Consider the following 22374-nt stretch of genomic DNA (forward strand, 5'->3'; position numbering starts at 1 on the left):
AATCAGTTGTGATGACGCACAGCACGCAGAAACTCGTGGCGCGTATTTTGACTGGATTTAAACAATCCACCAAGAGAGGTCGTTGTCGTGGCACTGGTTGCATCGCGGATGCCACGCGCTTTCACGCAGTAATGCACCGCGTCGATAGAGACAGCGACGTTATTGGTGCCCAGCAACGTTTGTAGCGCAATGAGAATTTGCTGAGTCAGTCGTTCCTGCACCTGCGGACGCTGGGCAAAAAACTGCACAATGCGGTTAATTTTTGACAATCCGATCACCGAATCTTTCGGGATATAGGCCACCGTCGCTTTGCCATCAATGGTAACAAAATGGTGTTCACAGGTGCTGGTCAGGGTGATATCGCGCACGGTAACCATTTCATCGACTTTCATTTTGTTTTCAATGAGGGTGATTTTCGGGAAGTTAGCGTAATCCAGACCGGAGAAAATTTCATCGACATACATTTTAGCGATGCGATGCGGCGTTTCCATCAAACTGTCATCAGCCAGGTCGAGATTCAGCAACTGCATGATTTCGGTCATATGACCAGCAATAAGGCTTTTGCGCGTTTCGTTGTCCATTTCATGCACGGGCGGGCGCAGCGGTGTTTCCAGTCCTCGCGCAACTAACGCTTCATGAACCAGGGCCGCTTCTTTACTGAGTGATGGCATTTATGTTTTCTCCTGCAGGTGTGACGCCTCTGCCCTGCGTGGGGGCAAAGTTATTAAGCTGATTTACAGCCTGATTATTGTGCGTGAGGCGGCGCACATAATCCAGTATTCACAGCGATAATTATTGTAATTGCCGCTGCCTTTCATCAGCAGATGTTAAAACATCGTTATGCATATACGGAAGTGAAAGTTACTCACAGCACATTGAATAAACGGTATGATGAAGAAATTGCAAACAACACAACAAGGAGCCACGCATGGAAATGCTCGAAGAGCACCGCTGCTTTGAAGGCTGGCAACAACGCTGGCGGCACGACTCCAGTACCTTAAATTGCCTGATGACGTTCAGCATTTTTCTTCCACCACCTCGTGATCACACCCCGCCGCCAGTGCTGTACTGGCTCTCCGGATTAACCTGCAATGACGAGAACTTCACGACTAAAGCGGGCGCCCAGCGCGTAGCGGCAGAACTGGGGATTGTGTTGGTGATGCCAGACACCAGCCCGCGCGGCGAACAGGTTGCCAACGACGACGGCTACGATTTAGGCCAGGGCGCGGGGTTTTATCTCAACGCCATACAAACACCGTGGGCGACGCATTACAGGATGTATGATTATCTGCGCGATGAATTACCGACTCTCATTCAGTCGCAATTTAACGTCAGCGATCGCTGCGCTATTAGCGGCCATTCGATGGGTGGTCATGGCGCATTAATTATGGCGCTGAAAAACCCGGGCAAATACACCAGTGTTTCTGCCTTTGCGCCGATAGTGAATCCGTGCAGCGTCCCGTGGGGAATCAAAGCATTTAGCGCCTACCTGGGCGAGGATAAAAATGCCTGGGAGGAATGGGACAGTTGCGCACTGATGTATGCCAGTAATGCGCAGGATACAATCCCGACGCTTATCGATCAGGGTGATAATGATCAGTTTCTTGCCGACCAGCTGCAACCCGCCGTTCTGGCAGAAGCCGCGCGTCAGAAAGCGTGGCCGATGACGCTACGTATTCAGCCGGGATATGATCACAGTTACTACTTCATCGCCTCTTTTATAGAGGATCACCTGCGCTTCCATGCGCAGTATTTACTGAAGTGAAAGTCTGCCCGGTTCGCCGGGCATCTTCTCATCAGAAGCGATAATCCACTGCCATAAAGTAACGACGTCCGTCTTCGTTATAGCTGTAGTCATCACGGCTGAGATCCTTGTCGCCCAGGTTCAGCACGCCCGCACGCAGTTTGACGTCTTTGGTCACCTGCCAGGCCGCGCCGGTATTCCAGATAGTATAACCGCCCGGTGTTTTAGCCGTCGCACTGTCGGCGCGTTTCTGCCCGGTATAGTGACCAGAAACATAGAATGACCAGTCTTCCAGTGCCAGCGGTTTCCAGTCCAGCGTACCGTTAGCGGTATGGAACGGCAGATCGGATAGCGGTTTGTTTTCGCCGTTACTGACATCACGACCATCGTTGTAGGTGTAATTGATCGACAGTTTCCATTCATCGTTGAACGGAATTTTCAGCTCGGTTTCCACACCCTGAATACGTGCTTTGTTAACGTTGTAGTAGCTGAATACCGGCACACCGTCCGCTGTAAAACCGACAAAATTTTGATAGCCCGGTGCCGCGTTGACGTCAGACGTACGGCTGATGCTGATACGATCTTTCACATCGTTACGGAAAACGGTAACGCTGGATTCAACCCCTTCCAGCCAACCTTCTTCACCCATGTAGTAAAGTCCCAGCTCCCAACTTTCGCTGGTTTCTGGTTTCAGATCCGGGCTACCCACAATCTTACATGCACCACGGCAGGAATTACTCGTCCAGTCAGGACTAAGTTGCAACAGAGAAGGGGCTTTAAAAGCCGTTGCCCAGCCCCCTTTCAGCGTTACGGTGTCGGTGGCGTTATAAACCAGGTAAGCACGCGGACTCCAGTGCTCACCGTAGGTTTCGTGATCGTCCATACGCACGCCGGTCGTCAGCGCCAGCGGCTCGAAAATCCGCCATTCATCTTCCACAAATAGCGCGTACTGGCTGGCAGAGGTTTTGGAACTGGTGCCGCCGGTCAGGTTTACCGCATCGCTAAGTTTGTCGTGACGCCATTCACCGCCAAACGTGAGAAACTGATTAATCGCCGTCAGCGGCAGCGTGTATTTGCCGTCGACCGTATTGCTTTCGGAAGTAATCGGGCTACTGTTGCCAGGGTTTTTGTTCTCGACTTTCTCACCGTAATATTTCAGTTCGCTGGTACCGTAATCCCAACGTCCATTATGGCTGACGGAGTAGTTCTGACGTTCCAGGCGGTTTTTGTCCAGCGAGTCGGAATCACGATCCTGACGATCAAAACCGTATCCGGCGGTAAAATCGTGATTTTGATTCGGTGTCCAGGCAAATTCGACATTGCCATCGCGGCTGGAGAATCCTTCAATACGCGGCGTTTCTCCGGTATCGGTGGTGGTTGAGTTTTGCGGGTCATCCTTTTCACGTTTTGCCAGGCTGCCGTAGGCTTTCATTCCCAGCACACCGTCAATTAATGGTCCACTGGTAAAGAATTGACCGTTATAGGTATCACCACGATCGCGATGTTCCTGAATGGTGGTATCAACAGTAACAGTACCCGACCATTTCTGACCGATTTTTTTGGTGATGATATTCACTACACCGCCGAGCGCATCGGAACCGTACAGCGACGACATCGGGCCACGGACCACTTCAATACGTTCGATGGAATCGACCGGGATCCAGTTCAGATCGAAGTCATTGTGGCGAAAGACGGCATTGCGGGAGTTAACGCGTTTACCATCGACAAGAATCAGGGTGTAGCTGCTGTCCAGGCCACGAATACTGACGCCCTTACGGTTATCCCCTTCGTTCGTCAGTTGTACGCCAGGCACTTCTTTGAGCACATCCTTTAGATTCTGTACTGGTTTTCGCTGCAAGTCTTCCTGGGTAATGACGCTGATACTGGCAGGTGCGTCTTTAAGGTTTTGTTCAACGGAAGATGCAGTGACAACCATCGTTTCGCCATCATCATCGACCGCTAACACAGGCCATGCACAAGAAATAGCGGACAAACACAGCCCGACCCGTACGAAAGGGTTCAACCTAAACATTCCATATCTCCATGAGGTAACTACGAAAATAAAATGGGTTATCGCTCACATCTTTTTCACGTCCCCTTGCGTACATCAGCATCGCGGTGGACTTATTTGTATGCAGGTGATCATCCCAGAAAGCCGGAACAGCCTCTGATTTGTCAGCCTTTTTTGATTGCGGCGTAACGATAATGCAAACGATAACAATTATTAATCCAAATGTTAAGGTTTATATCCGCATGATTTGTCACGGAAATGGAATTGAAAAAGCCCTCTCGGTTGAGAGGGCTTAACAAGGAAGGGAGGAAACTTATTTCTTATCGTTCTGCGGGAACTTCATTTCGCTGTAGCGTACGAAGTGAGTTCCTTTAATCAACTTGTATCCAAACCAGATAATCAGGAACAGCGGGATACCAATATACGTTGCCGCTACGCCGCCCCAGTCAATGGTGTCTTTCAGGAACGCTTCGTAGTTCTGGCCCAGGGTGATAATCAGACACAGAATGAATGCGAATATCGGTCCCAGCGGGAAGAAGCCTGAACGGTACGGCAGATCGTTAATGTCGTGTCCCTGCAATACGTAACCGCGACGGAAGCGATAGTGGCTAATCGCAATTCCCAGCCAGGCGATAAAACCTGTCATCCCGGAGGTATTCAGCAGCCACAGGTACACCGTCTGGTTGCCAAACATAGAGGTCAGGAAGCACAGACCGGCAATCACCGTCGTCGCATACAGCGCGTTACGCGGCACGCCACCACGCGACAGTTTAGCAAAAATGCGCGGCGCTTTACCGTCACACGCCAGGGTGTACAGCATACGAGTAGACGCATACATACCGGAGTTACCCGCTGACAGCACCGCCGTCAGAATAACGGCGTTCATCACCGCCGCCGCAGAAAGCAGACCCGCGTGCTGGAACACCAGAGTAAACGGACTGACGCTGATGTCTTTAACATCGTTACGCAGCAGGCTCGGATCGGTGTACGGGATAATCAGGCTGATAATCAGGATCGCGAACACATAGAAGAGCAGGATTCGCCAGAAGACCTGACGTACCGCGCGTGGAATGTTTTTCGCCGGATCTTCAGACTCGCCTGCTGCAATACCGATCAGCTCGGTTCCCTGGAAAGAGAAGCCGACAATCATTGCCACGCCGATCATCGCCGCAAAACCACCAGCAAACGGCGCTTCGCCGATTGTCCAGTTGCTCCAGCCCGCAGGCTGCGCGCCTTTGAAGATACCGATAATCATCAGCACGCCAACGATGATGAAGACAATAACCGTCGTGACTTTGATCAGTGAGAACCAGTATTCCGCTTCACCAAAGCCACGAACTGAGATGTAGTTCAGCAGGAAAATAACGCCGAGGAACAGCGCACTCCAGATCCAGCCCGGTGTATCCGGGAACCACCAGCTCATAACCAGCTGCGCAGCAACAAGGTCAACGGCGATAGTCACCGCCCAGTTGTACCAGTAGTTCCAGCCCAGCGCGAAGCCAAAGCCTTCTTCAACATAGTTCTGACCATAAGTGGCAAACGAACCGGAAACCGGCATATATGCTGCCAGTTCACCGAGACTGGTCATCAGGAAGTAAACCATCAGGCCAATCAGCATATATGAGAGCAATGCCCCGCCCGGACCTGCCTGAGAAATCGTTGCGCCAGAGGCAACAAAAAGACCCGTACCGATGGAACCGCCAATGGCAATCATCGTCAGGTGACGCGCCTTTAATTCACGGCGTAAGCCCGGCGCTTCTGTAGTTTTAGTTTCGGAAACCATACAAAAATGCTATCCATCTTAAAAATGAGGCGCGATTGTAGCAGACGATTGGCAATCCTTCTGGCAGAAATATACGGTTATAAGACACCTTCATGATCGCCTCGGGATTATAAGTAAAGCAGCCAATCTTTTTTCTGGCGAATGCATACCGCGGTCGCTGCGTCACGAAACCAACACAGCACCAGCATGTTCTTGTACAGCGCGGTTACATAGCGGGATCGCAATAGTCCAGAAAGCGCCGTAGCGCGTTGGAAAGGTGTTTTTGCCGATGATGTATACACCACAGCGTACGTATCAGGCGCGGCAGAGGGACAGCAACTTCACTTAATGTGCCTGCCTGCAATTGATCCTCAATGACCCGTCGCGACAGGCAGCTAATTCCCAACCCATGACGCACCGCATGTTTGATTGCCTCGGAGTTACCTAATTCCATCGCCATCTCAAACTTCGGTAAATGCGACAGTAACAGATAATCGACAATCTCCCGCGTGCCGGAACCGCGTTCACGCAGGATCCACGGCGCAGCTGCCAGCTGTTCTAAGGTGACCGGACCACGAGCCAACGGCGAGGTCGGCGCGGCGAAAACCACCAGTTCGTCTTCCAGCCATGGTTCAGAAATGATTTCAGTGCTGTGGCACGGCCCTTCAATAAAGCCAATATCAACGCGGAAATCCAGCACCGCTTGCATCACGTCCTGGCTGTTCCCAACGCTCAGTTCAATCGGCAACTGCGGATAATCATGGCGATAACGGGCGATGACTGCAGGCAGGATGTAGTTACCGATGGTACTACTGGCATAAATACGAATCGCACCGTTGTCTTCGCGAAACAGTTGTTCGATTTCAACCGCCTGTTCAAGCAGTGCCAACGCGCGTGGATAGAGCAGCCGCCCGTGTTCATTAACAACCAGTCGTTTCCCCACGCGATCAAACAGCTGCACGCCAAGCTGCCCTTCCAGGTCGGTCAAGGCTGCGCTCACTGCTGATTGCGACAACGCCAGCATCACCGACGCCTGGGTGGTTGATCCACTTTTCAATACTTCTGCAAAAACTTCCAACTGCCGGAGGGTGATGTGCATAGTCGCTTACCACTTATAAAGATTAATTATAAATATATAATCAATTTTATTTTTAAACCAGTTAGTCGTAACCTTATGCCCGGATAAAGGAGAGGGTTATGACGAATATCACCTTACAGAAACAACATCATACACTGTGGCATTTTATTCCGGGGTTAGCCCTGAGTGCAGTTATCACCGGGGTCGCCCTGTGGGGTGGTTCCATTCCCGCGGTTGCGGGTGCCGGGTTTAGTGCCCTCACCCTCGCAATCTTGTTGGGGATGGTTTTAGGCAACACTATCTATCCGCACATCTGGAAAAGCTGTGACGGTGGCGTGCTGTTTGCCAAGCAATATTTATTACGTCTGGGTATCATTCTGTATGGCTTCCGTCTGACGTTCTCGCAAATTGCCGATGTTGGTATCAGTGGGATCATCATTGACGTGCTGACGCTGTCCAGTACCTTCCTGTTGGCCTGCTTCCTCGGGCAGAAAGTGTTTGGCCTGGATAAGCACACCAGTTGGTTGATCGGTGCCGGTAGTAGTATTTGTGGTGCCGCTGCGGTACTGGCAACTGAACCAGTAGTAAAAGCGGAAGCCAGTAAAGTGACCGTGGCTGTCGCAACCGTGGTGATTTTTGGGACCATCGCGATTTTCCTCTACCCGGCGATGTATCCGCTGATGGCCCATTGGTTTAGCCCGGAAACGTTTGGTATTTATATTGGTTCCACCATGCACGAAGTGGCACAGGTTGTGGCGGCAGGTCATGCCATCAGCCCGGAAACTGAAAACGCGGCAGTTATCACCAAAATGCTGCGTGTGATGATGCTGGCGCCTTTCCTCATCCTGCTGGCGGCGCGTGTTAAACAGTTGTCTGGGGCGAATGGTGGCGAGAAAAGCAAAATCACCATTCCGTGGTTCGCAGTCCTGTTCATCGTAGTTGCCATCTTTAACTCGTTCCACCTGTTGCCGCAGAGCGTGGTGAACATGCTGGTAACGCTGGATACCTTCCTGCTGGCAATGGCGATGGCGGCGCTGGGTCTGACCACTCACGTCAGCGCCCTGAAAAAAGCCGGAGCGAAACCGCTGCTGATGGCACTGGTACTGTTTGCCTGGCTGATTGTTGGTGGTGGTGTAATAAACTATGTGATTCAAAGCGTCATCGCATAAACCACTACATCTTGCTCCTGTTAACCCGCTATCATTACCGTTTTCCTCCAGCGGGTTTAACAGGAGTCCACGCATGAAATACATTGGAGCGCACGTTAGTGCTGCTGGCGGTCTGGCAAATGCCGCAATTCGCGCCGCCGAAATCGACGCAACCGCATTTGCCTTGTTCACCAAAAACCAACGTCAGTGGCGTGCTGCACCGCTCACGACGCAAACCATCGATGAATTCAAAGCTGCCTGTGAAAAATATCACTACACATCGGCGCAAATTCTTCCCCACGACAGTTATCTGATTAACCTCGGACATCCGGTCGCTGAAGCTCTGGAAAAATCGCGCGATGCGTTTATAGATGAAATGCAGCGTTGCGAACAACTGGGGCTTTCTTTGCTCAACTTCCACCCTGGCAGCCATCTGATGCAGATTTCAGAAGAGGATTGCCTTGCGCGCATTGCGGAATCCATCAACATTGCACTGGATAAAACACAAGGTGTGACAGCGGTGATTGAAAATACCGCCGGCCAGGGCAGCAATTTAGGGTTTAAATTCGAACATCTCGCGGCGATTATCGACGACGTGGAAGATAAATCCCGCGTCGGCGTCTGCATTGATACCTGCCATGCTTTCGCTGCCGGATATGATTTGCGTACCCCTGCCGAATGCGAAAAAACGTTCGCTGATTTTGCCCGTATTGTCGGCTTTAAGTATCTGCGCGGGATGCACCTCAACGATGCGAAAAGCACCTTTGGCAGCCGCGTTGACCGCCATCATAGCCTCGGTGAAGGCAATATCGGTCATGATGCGTTCCGCTGGATCATGCAGGACGACCGTTTCGACGGCATTCCGCTGATCCTCGAAACCATCAACCCGGACATCTGGGCAGAAGAGATCGCCTGGCTAAAAGCACAACAACCTGAAAAAGCGGTAGCCTGAAGATGAATAACCGGGAAAAGGAGATCCTTGCAATTTTACGGCGTAACCCGCTAATTCAGCAGAATGAAATTGCGGACATGCTGCAAATCAGCCGTTCGCGCGTAGCGGCGCATATTATGGATCTAATGCGCAAAGGTCGGATTAAAGGCAAAGGTTACATTCTCACTGAGCAGGAATACTGCGTAGTGGTGGGGACAATCAATATGGATATTCGCGGGATGGCGGATATCCGTTACCCGCAAGCCGCTTCTCATCCCGGTACAATTCATTGCTCGGCGGGCGGCGTTGGACGCAATATCGCCCACAATCTGGCGCTGTTAGGCCGCGACGTCCATTTGCTTTCGGTGATTGGCGATGACTTTTATGGCGAAATGCTCCTGGAAGAAACGCGCCGTGCCGGAGTGAATGTCTCCGGCTGCGTTCGTTTACATGGTCAAAGCACCTCGACGTATCTGGCAATTGCCAATCAAGACGATCAAACCGTATTGGCGATTAATGATACCCATCTTCTGGAACAGTTAACGCCGCAATTGTTGAACGGGTCGCGCGATTTACTGGGTCATGCGGGCGTGGTGCTGGCAGATTGCAACCTGACTACCGAGGCGCTGGAGTGGGTCTTTACCCTCGCTGATGAAATCCCGGTGTTTGTCGATACCGTTTCAGAATTCAAAGCGGGAAAAATCAAACACTGGCTGGCGCATATTCACACCCTGAAACCCACTTTATTGGAGCTGGAAATTTTATGGGGACAGGCGATCAGCAGCGATGCTGACCGTAATGCCGCTGTGAATGCGTTGCATCAGCAAGGTGTTCAGCATCTGTTTGTTTATTTGCCGGATGAGTCTGTTTATTGCAGTAAAAAGGATGGCGAACAATTTCTGCTGACCACGCCAGCGCATACGACAGTAGACAGTTTTGGTGCTGACGATGGTTTTATGGCAGGCCTGGTGTATAGCTTTCTGGAAGGATACAGTTTCCGCGACAGCGCCCGTTTTGCGATGGCCTGCGCGGCAATTTCACGCGCCAGCGGCAGTTTAAACAACCCTACCCTGTCTGCCGATAACGCGCATTCCTTAATGCCGATAGTGTAACAATGTTGCCGGATGCGATGCTTGACGCGTCTTATCCGGCTCATAAATCGCACACTACGCTAAGCCAATAAAGAACCCGGCAATGGTGGCACTCATCAGGTTGGAAAGTGTCGCCGCGGCCAGCGCCCGTAAACCAAGCTGGGCGATTTCCGGTGCACGGTGTGGCGCTACCGCAGAAAACGCGCCAACCACCACCCCGATAGAACCGAAGTTAGCGAAGCCGCACAACGCGAAAGAAATAATCGCCACGGTTTTAGCATCCAGAGTGCCAGCCGTTTGCAGATAGGGCGAGAAATTGAGGTAAGCGACAAATTCATTTATTGCCAGTTTCTGCCCAATCAAACTCCCGGCAAGATTCGCATCACTCCAGTCAACACCCATCACCCACGCCAGCGGGGCCAGCAGGTAACCTAAAATTGACTCCAGCGAGGCATGCTCAAAACCAAACCAGCCACCAACGCCGCCGATGATACCGTTAATTAACGCAATGATGGCGACAAACGCCATCACCACTGTCGCCACACCTGCGGCGATTTTCAGCCCGGTCATTGCCCCTGTAGCAGCGGCTTCAATAATGCTTTTTGGCGGTGTTTCGGTGAAAGAGAGGTTATTAAAGGAAACCTGCGAAGATTCTGTAGCCGGGCTTAACAAGCGGGCAAATAAGATCCCGCCGGGGATCGCCATTAACGATGCCGCCAGAAGATATTCCACAGGCACGCCCAGTGCGGCGTAACCAATCATTGTCGATCCGGCAATTGAGGCCATCCCGCTACAAATCGCTGTAAATAATTCATTGCGATTCAGACGATCGATAAAGGGTTTCACGATCGCCGGAATTTCGTTTTGCCCGAGGAAAATGGTAGTGACCGCGACGAATGACTCGATCTTGCTGATATTTAATGCTTTCTGGAATATACCGCCAAGTATGCGAATTAAGATCCCCATCACACCAATGTAATAGAGGATACTCACCAGTGCAGTGACAAAGATAATTGCCGGTAATACCCTGAAACCAAAGATAAATCCTGCACCATCAAACAGGGTATCCATTTTCGGTCCGACCAGAGAACCGAAGATAAATGCGCTACCCGCGTCGCTGTACGCCATCACTTTATGCACGCCAAACGCGACTTTTTCTGCGACCCAACGCCCTGGCGGCAACCAAAGCATTATGCCGCCAATCACGACCTGTAATACCAACGCCGCACCGACAGTTCGCAGACTGATCTTCTTCTTGTTTACTGACAGCAAAAACGCAATTGCCAGCAGTACCACCATTCCCAGAACACTTCTCATGACATCCATAGTTATTATCTCTTCATGTCATTTTGGGCGACGGCTTTCTGCCCATCAGAAATAGTCGGGCTTGCATCTTGCGATACTGGCCCGACTAGCTATCAACATTTAATGGGTTTTGATGTAGCCGCGAACGCACTCTTCGACTAATCCCCAGAACCAGTCGGTATCAATGGTGATGCCGACTTTGGTATTAGCGGGCTTGCCGAGAACACCCAGTTCATCGCAGACGGTACGCCCATAGCAAGGACCGCTGTTGACGTCCACTTCGACGTACATTTCCTGGGTTTTAATGCCATCAGGGTTAATCAGATAACCGATGCAGGTGGCGTCATGCACCGGACCGCCAGCCAGACCGTAGTTTTCGAACTGCGTTTTGAGAGTGAAGTTCATGATGTCGCTGAACAGCTCCCCGGCAGGGCCGCCTGCCCTTTCCATCCGTGCAATCACATCCGGGGTGCAAACGGTCTGGTTAGTCAGATCGAGGCCCATCATCACCAACGGTACGCCGGAGGTGAACACCACACGTGCGGCTTCCGGGTCAGCAAAGATGTTGAACTCGGCAGACGGCGTAAAGTTACCTGTACCGTAAGCGCCGCCCATCAGTACAATTTCACGGATTTTCGGCAGGATTGCCGGCTGCATACGCATTGCCACCGCGATATTTGACAACGGCCCAACCGGCACCAGAGTGATATCGCCTTCGCTTGCCATCAGGGTATCAATGATATATTTCACCGCATGGGTACTTTCTGCCTGACGAGTCAGCGGCTCGAATACCGGGCCATCCAGTCCGGTTTCACCGTGAATATTATCGGCAACGATTTGTTGACGCATGATCGGCTGCGGCATACCCGCATAAACCGGGACATTAATCTCCAGTTTCTGGCAAACATTCAGGCCATTAATTAATGTTTTATTGAGGGTTTGATTACCGGCCACAATGGTGATACCTAATAAATCAATCGCCGGATGTTTCGCTGCCATCATTATTGCAATAGCATCATCATGACCCGGATCACAATCCAGAATAATTTTTCTCTTTTCCATTGTTTATTTCCTCTGTTTCCAGTTGCGTTATTTTTTCTACAGCAAAGAAAATTCTACCGAACAATGATTGAATCTTAACAACAGCGTACGTATGCTAAATATGAGAAATCTCATAGCGGATAAACATCGTGAAAGAAATCCACAATAATGATCTTAAGCAGCAATTGATGAGTGAATCTGCGTTTAAGGATTGCTTTTCAACGGATATTTCATCCGATACGCGGCTCTTTCATTTTTTAGCGCGTGACTACATTGTGCAAGAAGGGCAACAGCCGTCCTGGCTGTTTTACCTGACGCGAGGCCGCGCCAGACTTTATGCCACGCTTGCTAATGGTCGCGTGTCGCTGATTGATTTCTTTGCTGCGCCCTGTTTTATTGGCGAGATTGAGTTAATCGATAAAGACCATGAACCGCGAGCGGTACAGGCTATTGAAGAGTGTTGGTGTATTGCGCTCCCCATGAAACACTACCGCCCGCTGTTATTAAACGATACGCTATTTTTACGAAAACTCTGCGTCACCTTAAGCCATAAAAATTATCGCAACATTGTTTCTTTAACCCAAAACCAATCATTTCCGTTAGTGAATCGCCTGGCTACATTTATATTACTCTCACAAGAAGGTGATCTTTATCACGAAAAACATACTCAGGCGGCAGAATATTTAGGCGTTTCTTATCGACATCTTTTATATGTTCTCGCGCAATTCATTCATGACGGTTTGTTAATTAAAAACAAGAAAGGGTATCTAATTAAAAACAGAAAGCAGTTGTTGGGACTAGCGCTGGAGATGGACCCGGAGAATAAATTCTCCGGGATGATGCAGTAAAAATTATTTGCAATAGCGCAATTGCCGGATGCGACGCTTAATGCGTCTTATCCGGCCTACAAATCGAGCATTACGCCAGCCCGATAAAGAACCCGGCAATGGTCGCACTCATCAGGTTAGAAAGCGTCGCAGCTGCCAGCGCCCGTAAACCAAGCTGGGCGATTTCCGGCGCGCGTTTTGGCGAAATAGCCGAGAACGCCCCAACGACAACACCGATAGAACCAAAGTTAGCAAAACCACAAAGCGCAAAAGAGATAATCGCGACGGTTTTCACTTCTTCTCATTATATCCATAATGATTTTCCCTTCATGCCAGTAAACCCGGCGCCAGCGCCAGGTTTCGGTATGTTTGATGAGTACGGGCGACGGCCTTCTGCCCGTCAGAAATTAACCCGCAAGACGCTGGTATTCTTTGGCTATTTCGCTCGCCAGAATGGCATTATTGAACACCAACTGGATGTTGGATTTCAGGCTGTCACCACCAGTCAGTTCAGCAACGCGCGCCAGCAGGAACGGCGTACTTTCTTTGCCGATGACTCCCTGTTCTTCGGCTTCTGCCACCGCCTGATCAATCGCAGCGTTAATGGTCTGTTCCGGCATCGCAAACTGTTCCGGAATTGGGTTTGCCACCACCAGACCACCGTTCAAACCGCTTTGCCATTTCACCGCCATCGCACGGGCAATTTCGCTGGCGCTGTCGAGACGAATACTGACTTCAAATGGGCTGGTACGGCAGAAAAATGCTGGCAACGCTTTGGTCTGATAGCCAATTAGCGGCACACCGAAGGTTTCTAAATACTCAGTGGTTAAACCTAAATCGAGGATAGATTTCGCTCCGGCACAAACTACGGTGACATTGGTGTGCGCCAGTTCTTGCAAATCGGCAGAAATATCGAAGGTATGTTCCGCACCGCGATGAACACCACCAATTCCCCCTGTTGCAAATACTTTAATTCCGGCAAGCGCCGCAATAATCATCGTTGAAGCAACGGTGGTTGCACCATTTTTTCCGGCGGCAACAACAAAAGGTAAATCGCGACGGCTAACTTTGGTAACGTTATGCCCTTCACGGCCAAGTAATTCTATTTCTTCTTTGCTTAAGCCGACTTTCATCACGCCGCCAATAATGGCGATAGTGGCAGGTACGGCCCCCTGCTTACGAATGGTTTCTTCCACTGCAATTGCGGTCTGGGCATTTTGTGGGGTTTCTCTTGAAAGATAAAACCATTAAAATTCATGGAATTACATTCACAAACCGGTCATTCTCTTTGCGCTCATAAAATGACACAGGGCAGGAAATTTCTGCCCTGTAACACAGCGTTTATTACGCTGCTTTCGCTACTGCGTCCACTTCCGGACGTTTCAGGAAAGCATAGGCCAGACCCGCCACCAGCGTACCGGCAATAATTGCTACCAGGTAACCCAGTACCGGCGTAATAGCGCCGGGGATCAGCAGAACAAACAGACCACCGTGCGGTGCCATCAGTTTCGCACCAATCGCCATTGAGATTGCGCCAGTCAGCGCCCCGCCAACGATACAGCACGGCAGCACACGCATCGGATCACGGGCTGCAAACGGAATTGCACCTTCCGAAATAAAGCACAGACCAAGTACCAGAGCGGCTTTGCCCCCTTCCTGCTGCGCTTTGTCGAATTTGCGACGCGCCACCATTGTTGCCAGACCCATTGCCAGCGGTGGCACCATACCTGCTGCCATAATCGCCGCCATCGGGCCATAGGTTTGCGTACTCAGCAGACCCACACCGAACGCGTACGCCGCTTTGTTTACCGGACCACCCATGTCAGTACACATCATGCCGCCGAGGATCGCCCCCAGCAGCACCGCATTCGCAGTCCCCATGGTCTGCAACCAGTGGGTCAACCCTTCGAGAATGCCAGCAACCGGTTTACCGATCAGGTAGATCATCGCCAGGCCGACCACCAGACTGGAAATCAGCGGAATGATCAGGATTGGTTTCAGTGCCTCCATACTCTGTGGCAGTTTCAGTTGCGTACTGATTAACTTCGCAATGTAACCGGCCAGGAAGCCCGCAATGATACCGCCAATGAAGCCAGAACCGGTGCTGACCGCCAGCATACCGCCAATCAGACCTGGTGTGAGCCCCGGACGATCGGCAATGGAGAAGGCAATATAACCTGCCAGTACCGGCACCATCAGCGCAAAGGCTGAACTGCCACCAATTTGCATCAGCGCCGCTGCCAGCGTCCCCGGCTCTTTAAACGCTTCAATACCAAAAGCAAAGGAAAGCGCGATACACAGACCACCCGCAACGACCATCGGCAGCATGTAGGAGACGCCCGTCAGCAAGTGACGATATGCACCTGCACTCTCTTTCTTACCTTCAGTGGTAGCTGTTTGAGCTTTGCCCGCCGGTTCATACGGCGTTGCTTCAGCAACCGCTTTATCCAGTTCCTGCGCAGTTTTCTTCAACGCCAGACCAGTAGAGGTACGATACATCGGTTTACCGGCAAATTTCGCCAGATCAACTTCGATATCTGCCGCCACAATCACCAGATCCGCTGCGGCTACTTCTTCGGGGGTGATTGCATTACCCGCACCAACAGAACCACGGGTTTCAACTTTCACCCACCAGCCGCGTTTTTTCGCTTCGGTTTCAATAGCTTCAGCCGCCATAAAGGTGTGTGCTACGCCAGTTGGGCAAGCAGTCACCGCAACCACGCGTTTCGGACCGCTGGCGGTAACCGGTGCTGTCGCAGCGACCGGCGCAGTGTAAGGTTTCGCATGGCCTTTGGCTTCACTCAGAAACAGCTCAGGGTGTGCGACTGCCCGGGAAATATCGCCCAGCCAGACATTTTTACCGTTCAGAGCGCTGTCGTTCGGGATGGAATCACCGAGAACAATCGCCATTTCAGCGTCGTTCGGATTGTCGATGATTTCCAGTTTTGCTTTTCGCGCCGCCGCGCCCAGCAGGGTCTTCGCCATATAGGCGCGTGCCTGACCGAGATTAGCGTCAATAATCAGCAGCGTTTTCATTATGCCTCTCCTGCTGTCAGTTAAAAGGTTGTAAGTCGACGCGCGCCATCATTGCGGCCAACTGCGGACGATCGGTAATACCCACATTGCTTTGACTTACCGCCAGGGCTGCAACAGCTGTCGCCAGACGCAGTGTGTGTTCACTGGATTCACGCATCAGCAAGCCATAAATCAGGCCACCAACCATAGAATCCCCTGCGCCAACGGTGCTTACGACATCGACTGACGGTGGTTTGGCGATCCATTCGCCGGAGGCATTAACCCAAAGCGCACCTTCGGCACCCAGTGAAATAACGACATGCGCGATACCTTGTTCACGCAGCGCATGCGCAGCTTCAATTACATCTTTCATTTCAGGCAGTTTACGGCCTGCCCAGATTTCCAGCTCGCGGCGGTTAGGTTTCACCAGCCACGGTGCCGCTTTCAAACCTGCCACTAACGCTTCACGGCTACTATCAAAGATAATGCAAGGACACTGACTACGCAGGCGAGTCATCCAGTCGGTGAACGCTTCCGGGCTGACGCCTGATGGTAAACTTCCGCTAACGCAGACCATATCGAACTGACCAAGCCAGCTCAGAGAATCAGTCACAAAGCGTTCCCAGTCAGCGGGGGTAACCTCAAAGCCAGAGAAGTTGAAGTCGGTCACTTCGCCGTCTTTTTCCGTCAGCTTGACGTTGATGCGGGTGCGCCCCTGTACAACCTGGAAACGGTTGGCAATGCCCAGCTCGCTGAACAGTTGCTGAAAACCATCCTGATTATCTTTACCGAGGAAGCCACCAACGGTGACATCAATTCCCAGGTCTTTTAATACTTTAGCCACGTTGATGCCTTTACCCGCCGCATGCAGACCGGTGGTTTTCACCAGGTTCACTTCGCCGCGTTCAATTTCCGGGCAGAAACCGACAAGGTCATACGCCGGATTAAGGGTGATCGTAGCAACACGTCTGCTCATTATGCGCCCTCCCCAAGACCAGCAGCGATAGCGTCACCAATGGCTTTCAGCGCCTGTTCAGCATCTGCACCCTGGGCGGTAAAGCGTAGGCGATGACCTTTCTTAACGCCAAGTGCCACAACTTTCATCAGACTACGTCCGTTTGCCGGTTTGCCGCTACCATCAAGGTTTGTCACGGTAATATCACTGTTAAATTGTTTAATAGTATTGACCAGCATGGTACCTGGACGAGCATGCAGGCCGTGTTCATTGCGCACCACAAACTCCGCGCTTAACACGTCGTCGGTCGGCGCATCATCGCTGGTCAGCAGTGCCAGCAACGTTGCCGCATCCGCTTTCAGCAAGCGATCAGCTTTATTGTCGAGCAACAGATCGGCGAGTCGCTTAAGAACTGCGACAGGCTGGTCGTCATTCATCGCCACACTCACCAGCATGGCTGCCGTTTCGCCATCCACATCAAAAGCATTTGCCGCACGGCTTACCGCAATCGCGCTACGCAGATTGCCTTCGGCGCTATCGCTCAGCCAGATACCCTGTCCGAGATTCAGCGGTTGTTCATTGATGGCTTTGGTGACGAAGGTGGCGTCAACGGCACCCGCTTCTTTCAGACGCGCAGCGTTCAGCGCCTGAAGAGTCAGCAGATCGCTGGCGACGATATCCAGCGTCAGCATTTCGTTATCGAGCTTCAGCTGCTCACTCTGCTTTTCGCCCATCAGCAATGCGCGAAGCTCTTCTGCGGTTGTTGCTGACTTCAGTTGTTCAGCGACGGAATCATCGCTCAGTACGTGGGTCAACTGGCGTAGCAGGCCCAAATGTTCGTCCGAGCTGGCTGCAATACCGATCGCCACGTACGCTACCTGACCGTCACCCCAGGTGACGCCTTCCGGGAACTGAAATACCTGAACGCCGGTTTTCAGCACCTGATCGCGGGTGTCGGTCGTGCCGTGTGGAATAGCAATGCCATTGCCGAGGAACGTTGAGGTTTGCTGTTCGCGCGCCAGCATACCATTGACGTAGCCTTCAGCTACATTACCGGCCTGCACCAGCGCCGCAGCGACCTGGCGAATCGCCTCTTCTTTGTCTCCGGCCTTTTCGCCCGGATGGATGTCCTGTACGGATAACTGGAACATAGTTCTCCTCTCTTGCTGAATTGAAACGATTCAGCTTCTATGAGAAAAAAAGCGCCAACCTGGCTTAGGGTTAAAGACAAGATTGCGCTGAAACGTTTCAAGAAAGAATAATACTTCTTTTTCAGCACGCAAGGAAAGCCGTAAAGTTATGACCAAAAATTTGATGTGCTGCACAATTTTTTGTCATTATGCCTCATTGCTGATGGGAAAATCCGTTATCAGCAATTTCATTTCAGCAGCGTCAGCAGACAATCAGCAAGAGTGAAATGGCATTTTGATTATTCGTGGCGCTTTTGATTTCGCTGTCTATTTATTTTCTGACAAGCAGCGTAAACTCCGCGTCTTCCTCTTCCAGTGATCGACCAGCATGCATAACTCCCCCGCTGTCTCCAGCGCGAAATCGTTTGATCTGACCTCGACGGCGTTTTTAGTCGTTGCCTTTCTCACCGGTATTGCGGGCGCTCTGCAAACCCCGACACTCAGTATTTTTCTTACCGATGAAGTACATGCCCGTCCGGCGATGGTAGGATTCTTCTTTACTGGCAGCGCTGTAATCGGGATTCTGGTCAGTCAATTTCTCGCCGGACGCTCTGATAAGCGCGGCGATCGTAAATCGCTGATTGTCTTTTGCTGCCTGTTAGGTGTACTGGCCTGCACCCTTTTTGCCTGGAACCGCAACTACTTTGTTTTGCTGTTTGTCGGCGTCTTTCTTAGCAGTTTTGGCTCGACCGCTAACCCACAAATGTTTGCCCTTGCCCGTGAACATGCCGATAAAACCGGGCGTGAAGCGGTGATGTTCAGCTCTTTTTTACGCGCTCAGGTTTCACTGGCATGGGTCATTGGCCCGCCGCTGGCTTATGCCCTGGCGATGGGTTTCAGCTTTACGGTTATGTATCTCAGCGCAGCGGTAGCGTTTATTGTTTGCGGCGTGATGGTGTGGCTGTTTTTACCGTCGATGAAAAAAGAGCTTCCGCTGGCGACCGGCACGGTTGAAGCGCCGCGCCGTAACCGTCGCGATACGCTGCTGTTGTTTGTCATTTGTACGTTGATGTGGGGTTCAAATAGCCTGTATATCATCAACATGCCACTATTTATTATCAACGAACTGCATCTTCCTGAGAAACTGGCAGGTGTGATGATGGGGACCGCCGCCGGACTGGAAATCCCGACGATGTTGATTGCCGGATATTTTGCCAAACGTCTGGGTAAGCGGTTCTTAATGCGCGTTGCTGCCGTGGGTGGCGTATGTTTTTACGCCGGTATGCTGATGGCGCAATCACCAGCCATTCTGTTGGGCTTACAGCTGCTGAATGCTATTTTTATCGGCATTCTGGGTGGCATCGGGATGCTTTATTTTCAGGATTTGATGCCCGGTCAGGCAGGTTCTGCAACCAAGCTCTATACCAACACCTCGCGCGTGGGTTGGATCATTGCAGGCTCAGTAGCAGGAATCGTCGCCGAAATCTGGAATTATCACGCGGTGTTCTGGTTTGCGATGGTGATGATTATCGCCACCCTGTTTTGCTTGCTCCGCGTTAAAGATGTTTAAGGCGCGGTCAGCATTTCCAGGTCGATAAGCCATGTCATGGCCTGCTGACGCGAATTGCCGCACATCTCAGCGCTGGCTTGTAAGCCTGCACAGACTTTCGGTCGCAGTGGCGAGGTGAAAATTTTACAGCGTTGCTGTTCATCAAGCTGAATGCAAGGCGTATTGGCGGGCTTGCCCTCTGGCATACCGGGAATAGGGCTGGAGATTGAGGGGGCGGTGCAACACGCCCCGCAACCCGGACGGCATTCCATACGTTGTTCTCTTAAGGTTAACCACCGGATTGATGAGCGCGCACAGTACCACCTTTTTTGCACCAGCAAAAGTGCGAATACCACTTGCCCGAAAGGCCCGTCGCGAGTACTTTGTCGCGATATTTTTGACATTTTCGACTACAGGAATTTTTCGATGCCAAGAGCGAACGAAATTAAAAAAGGTATGGTACTGAATTACAACGGTAAACTGCTACTGGTTAAGGACATTGATATTCAGTCGCCTACTGCCCGCGGTGCTGCTACGCTGTACAAAATGCGTTTTTCTGATGTCCGTACCGGGCTGAAAGTAGAAGAGCGTTTCAAAGGTGATGATATCGTTGACACCGTGACGCTGACCCGCCGTTACGTTGACTTCTCCTATGTCGATGGCAACGAATATGTCTTTATGGATAAAGAAGACTATACCCCATATACCTTCACCAAAGATCAGATTGAAGAAGAGTTGCTGTTTATGCCAGAAGGCGGTATGCCGGACATGCAGGTGCTGACCTGGGACGGTCAACTGCTGGCGCTTGAACTGCCGCAGACCGTTGATCTGGAAATCGTTGAAACTGCGCCAGGTATCAAAGGTGCATCTGCCAGTGCCCGTAACAAACCGGCGACCTTGAGCACCGGCCTGGTGATTCAGGTACCAGAATACTTAAGCCCGGGAGAAAAAATTCGTATTCATATCGAAGAACGCCGTTATATGGGGCGCGCTGACTAACTTCAGTTGCACACAAAAAAGGGATAGCTCAGGCCGTCCCTTTTTTAATTTATTATACCAATCTTCTATTTTGCGCTTCCTGAACATCGTTCACCCGCAATATTCACCAGTTCATTGATCGACCTCACACTTCATCGCATTAACAATCCAGACCAATTTCAATTGTTGTCATATAACTTTACACTGTCGTTGTTAATTAATTGCTACCAAAACGTGACTTCTATGAATACAATCGCCTCTGTTACGCTCCCGCAGCATGTACACACTCCACGCTATGACCGCCAGCAATTACAATCACGTATCGTTCATTTTGGCTTTGGTGCTTTTCACCGCGCACATCAGGCGCTACTGACCGACCGGGTGCTGAATGCCCAGGGCGGCGACTGGGGGATCTGTGAAATCAGCTTGTTCAGCGGCGATCAACTGATGAGCCAGCTCCGCGCACAGAACCATTTATATACCGTGCTGGAGAAAGGTGTGGATGGCAATCAGGCGATTATTGTCGGTGCCGTTCACGAATGCCTGAATGCAAAACTGGATTCCTTAGCGGCAATTATTGAGAAGTTTTGCGAACCACAGGTGGCAATTGTTTCCCTGACGATTACCGAAAAAGGCTATTGTATTGACCCGGCCACCGGTGCACTCGACACCAGCAATCCGCGGATTATTCACGATCTACAAAACCCTGAAGAACCTCACTCCGCGCCTGGTATTCTCGTCGAAGCACTGAAACGCCGCCGTGAGCGCGCCCTTGCGCCGTTTACCGTGCTTTCCTGCGATAATATTCCCGATAATGGTCATGTGGTGAAAAACGCGCTGCTGGGGATGGCAGAAAAACGTTCGCCAGAACTCGCGGAATGGATAAAAGAACACGTCAGCTTTCCGGGAACCATGGTCGACCGCATTGTTCCGGCAACAACCGACGAGTCGCTGGCAGAAATTAGTCAACATCTGGGGGTGAATGATCCCTGTGCGATTAGCTGCGAACCGTTTATCCAGTGGGTGGTGGAAGATAACTTCGTCGCGGGGCGTCCTGCCTGGGAAGTCGCAGGGGTACAAATGGTGAATGATGTCCTGCCATGGGAAGAGATGAAACTGCGTATGCTTAATGGCAGCCACTCTTTTCTCGCTTATCTGGGTTACCTTTCAGGATTCGCCCACATCAGTGATTGTATGCAGGATCGCGCATTTCGCCTTGCCGCCAGAAAATTAATGCTGGATGAGCAAGCGCCGACACTACGGATTAAAGATGTCGATTTAACACAATATGCGGATAAGTTAATTGCACGTTTTGCTAACCCGGCGCTGAAACATAAGACCTGGCAAATCGCAATGGATGGTAGCCAGAAATTACCGCAACGCATGCTGGCAGGTATTCGCATACATCTGGTGCGCGGAACGGACTGGTCGTTGCTGGCATTAGGCGTTGCAGGCTGGATGCGTTACGTCAGCGGCGTTGATGATGCCGGAAATACCATTGATGTTCGCGATCCGCTTAGCGATAAAATTCGCGAACTTGTTGCGGGCAGCAGCAGTGAACAACGCGTCACCGCCCTGCTTTCCCTGCGTGAGGTTTTCGCTGATGATCTGCCAGATAACCCGCATTTTGTGCAGGCTATCGAACAAGCCTGGCAACAAATCGCACAATTCGGCGCGCATCAGGCGCTATTAAACACCCTCAAAATTTAACGATTTCTGCGGTTAAAGCGGATGAAGCCCGCCTTCGTCCTGAGGAATCCCCAGTAATGGGCGGGTAAAAAAAGACAGGCATAGAGTTTTGTGATCTAC

The 22374-nt window shown here is 51.2% G+C and carries 18 protein-coding genes and 2 pseudogenes; 8 read left to right on the top strand and 12 right to left on the bottom strand.

Going from position 1 to position 22374, the window contains the following annotated elements:
- Window positions 1-2 precede the first annotated feature (2 nt).
- Entirely contained in the window at window positions 3-671 is a 669-nt protein-coding gene (folE, locus tag A7090_RS17810; RefSeq protein WP_001139613.1) for a GTP cyclohydrolase I FolE, read from the bottom strand.
- A 257-nt stretch (window positions 672-928) separates the two neighbouring features.
- On the opposite strand from folE, the gene yeiG reads away from it, so the two are divergent.
- Complete coding sequence (yeiG, locus tag A7090_RS17825; protein WP_105275027.1) at window positions 929-1765, top strand: S-formylglutathione hydrolase; 837 nt, start codon at window positions 929-931, stop codon at window positions 1763-1765.
- Window positions 1766-1796: 31 nt separating this feature from the next.
- Here yeiG and cirA read toward each other — a convergent pair whose 3' ends face one another.
- The 3 genes from cirA to yieE form a co-directional block, all read right to left on the bottom strand.
- The gene (gene cirA, locus A7090_RS17830; protein ID WP_105275028.1) at window positions 1797-3776 is read right to left on the bottom strand and encodes a catecholate siderophore receptor CirA; all 1980 of its coding nucleotides are present in this window, start codon (window positions 3774-3776) and stop codon (window positions 1797-1799) included.
- 292 nt (window positions 3777-4068) lie between these two features.
- Window positions 4069-5538 (bottom strand): lysine-specific permease, encoded by a 1470-nt coding sequence (gene lysP / locus A7090_RS17840; protein WP_000253273.1) that lies wholly within the window; start codon window positions 5536-5538, stop codon window positions 4069-4071.
- A 205-nt stretch (window positions 5539-5743) separates the two neighbouring features.
- Window positions 5744-6616: a DNA-binding transcriptional regulator YeiE gene (yieE, locus tag A7090_RS17850; RefSeq protein WP_105275031.1), complete on the bottom strand. Its 873-nt coding sequence runs from the start codon at window positions 6614-6616 to the stop codon at window positions 5744-5746.
- A 98-nt stretch (window positions 6617-6714) separates the two neighbouring features.
- Here yieE and A7090_RS17855 point away from each other — a divergent pair, with 98 nt between their 5' ends.
- The 3 genes from A7090_RS17855 to A7090_RS17865 all read left to right on the top strand — a co-directional run bounded on the left by A7090_RS17855 (window position 6715) and on the right by A7090_RS17865 (window position 9786).
- A complete protein-coding gene (locus A7090_RS17855; protein WP_105275032.1) occupies window positions 6715-7764 on the top strand; it encodes a YeiH family protein in 1050 nt (349 codons plus the stop codon).
- A 73-nt stretch (window positions 7765-7837) separates the two neighbouring features.
- On the top strand, window positions 7838-8695 hold the full coding sequence (gene nfo, locus A7090_RS17860) for a deoxyribonuclease IV (RefSeq protein WP_105275033.1): 858 nt from the start codon (window positions 7838-7840) through the stop codon (window positions 8693-8695).
- A gap of 2 nt (window positions 8696-8697) precedes the next feature.
- The gene (locus tag A7090_RS17865) at window positions 8698-9786 is read left to right on the top strand and encodes a sugar kinase (RefSeq protein WP_105275034.1); all 1089 of its coding nucleotides are present in this window, start codon (window positions 8698-8700) and stop codon (window positions 9784-9786) included.
- 54 nt (window positions 9787-9840) lie between these two features.
- Here A7090_RS17865 and A7090_RS17870 read toward each other — a convergent pair whose 3' ends face one another.
- The gene (locus tag A7090_RS17870; RefSeq protein WP_000382942.1) at window positions 9841-11091 is read right to left on the bottom strand and encodes a NupC/NupG family nucleoside CNT transporter; all 1251 of its coding nucleotides are present in this window, start codon (window positions 11089-11091) and stop codon (window positions 9841-9843) included.
- A gap of 99 nt (window positions 11092-11190) precedes the next feature.
- Complete coding sequence (rihB, locus tag A7090_RS17875; RefSeq protein ID WP_105275035.1) at window positions 11191-12132, bottom strand: ribosylpyrimidine nucleosidase; 942 nt, start codon at window positions 12130-12132, stop codon at window positions 11191-11193.
- A gap of 128 nt (window positions 12133-12260) precedes the next feature.
- Between rihB and A7090_RS17880 the strand changes: the two genes are divergently transcribed.
- Window positions 12261-12959, top strand: a complete 699-nt coding sequence (locus tag A7090_RS17880) for a transcriptional regulator YeiL (protein WP_105275036.1) — start codon at window positions 12261-12263, stop codon at window positions 12957-12959.
- Between the two features lie 70 nt (window positions 12960-13029).
- Here the strand turns inward: A7090_RS17880 and A7090_RS17885 are convergent.
- The 5 genes and pseudogenes from A7090_RS17885 to fruB form a co-directional block, all read right to left on the bottom strand.
- A pseudogene (locus A7090_RS17885) lies at window positions 13030-13236 on the bottom strand (nucleoside transporter C-terminal domain-containing protein); the annotation flags it as partial.
- Window positions 13237-13345: 109 nt separating this feature from the next.
- Window positions 13346-14161: pseudogene (psuG, locus tag A7090_RS17890) on the bottom strand (pseudouridine-5'-phosphate glycosidase); the annotation flags it as partial.
- 121 nt (window positions 14162-14282) lie between these two features.
- Complete coding sequence (fruA, locus tag A7090_RS17895) at window positions 14283-15974, bottom strand: PTS fructose transporter subunit IIBC (RefSeq protein ID WP_105275038.1); 1692 nt, start codon at window positions 15972-15974, stop codon at window positions 14283-14285.
- Window positions 15975-15990: 16 nt separating this feature from the next.
- On the bottom strand, window positions 15991-16929 hold the full coding sequence (fruK, locus tag A7090_RS17900; RefSeq protein ID WP_000091263.1) for a 1-phosphofructokinase: 939 nt from the start codon (window positions 16927-16929) through the stop codon (window positions 15991-15993).
- On the bottom strand, window positions 16929-18059 hold the full coding sequence (gene fruB, locus A7090_RS17905; protein WP_105275039.1) for a fused PTS fructose transporter subunit IIA/HPr protein: 1131 nt from the start codon (window positions 18057-18059) through the stop codon (window positions 16929-16931). Before fruB ends, fruK begins: the two co-directional genes overlap by 1 nt.
- 367 nt (window positions 18060-18426) lie before the next feature.
- Here fruB and setB point away from each other — a divergent pair, with 367 nt between their 5' ends.
- Window positions 18427-19608, top strand: a complete 1182-nt coding sequence (setB, locus tag A7090_RS17910) for a sugar efflux transporter SetB (RefSeq protein WP_105275040.1) — start codon at window positions 18427-18429, stop codon at window positions 19606-19608.
- Here the strand turns inward: setB and A7090_RS17915 are convergent.
- Window positions 19605-19859, bottom strand: coding sequence for a YkgJ family cysteine cluster protein (locus A7090_RS17915; protein WP_024198565.1), 255 nt, complete (start codon window positions 19857-19859; stop codon window positions 19605-19607). The genes setB and A7090_RS17915 overlap by 4 nt on opposite strands.
- A gap of 154 nt (window positions 19860-20013) precedes the next feature.
- On the opposite strand from A7090_RS17915, the gene yeiP reads away from it, so the two are divergent.
- Window positions 20014-20586: an elongation factor P-like protein YeiP gene (yeiP, locus tag A7090_RS17920; RefSeq protein ID WP_001136827.1), complete on the top strand. Its 573-nt coding sequence runs from the start codon at window positions 20014-20016 to the stop codon at window positions 20584-20586.
- A 222-nt stretch (window positions 20587-20808) separates the two neighbouring features.
- Entirely contained in the window at window positions 20809-22275 is a 1467-nt protein-coding gene (locus A7090_RS17925) for a mannitol dehydrogenase family protein (RefSeq protein ID WP_105275041.1), read from the top strand.
- Window positions 22276-22374 lie beyond the last annotated feature (99 nt).

The sequence above is a fragment of the Escherichia sp. MOD1-EC7003 genome (genome assembly GCF_002965065.1).
GTDB lineage: Bacteria > Pseudomonadota > Gammaproteobacteria > Enterobacterales > Enterobacteriaceae > Escherichia.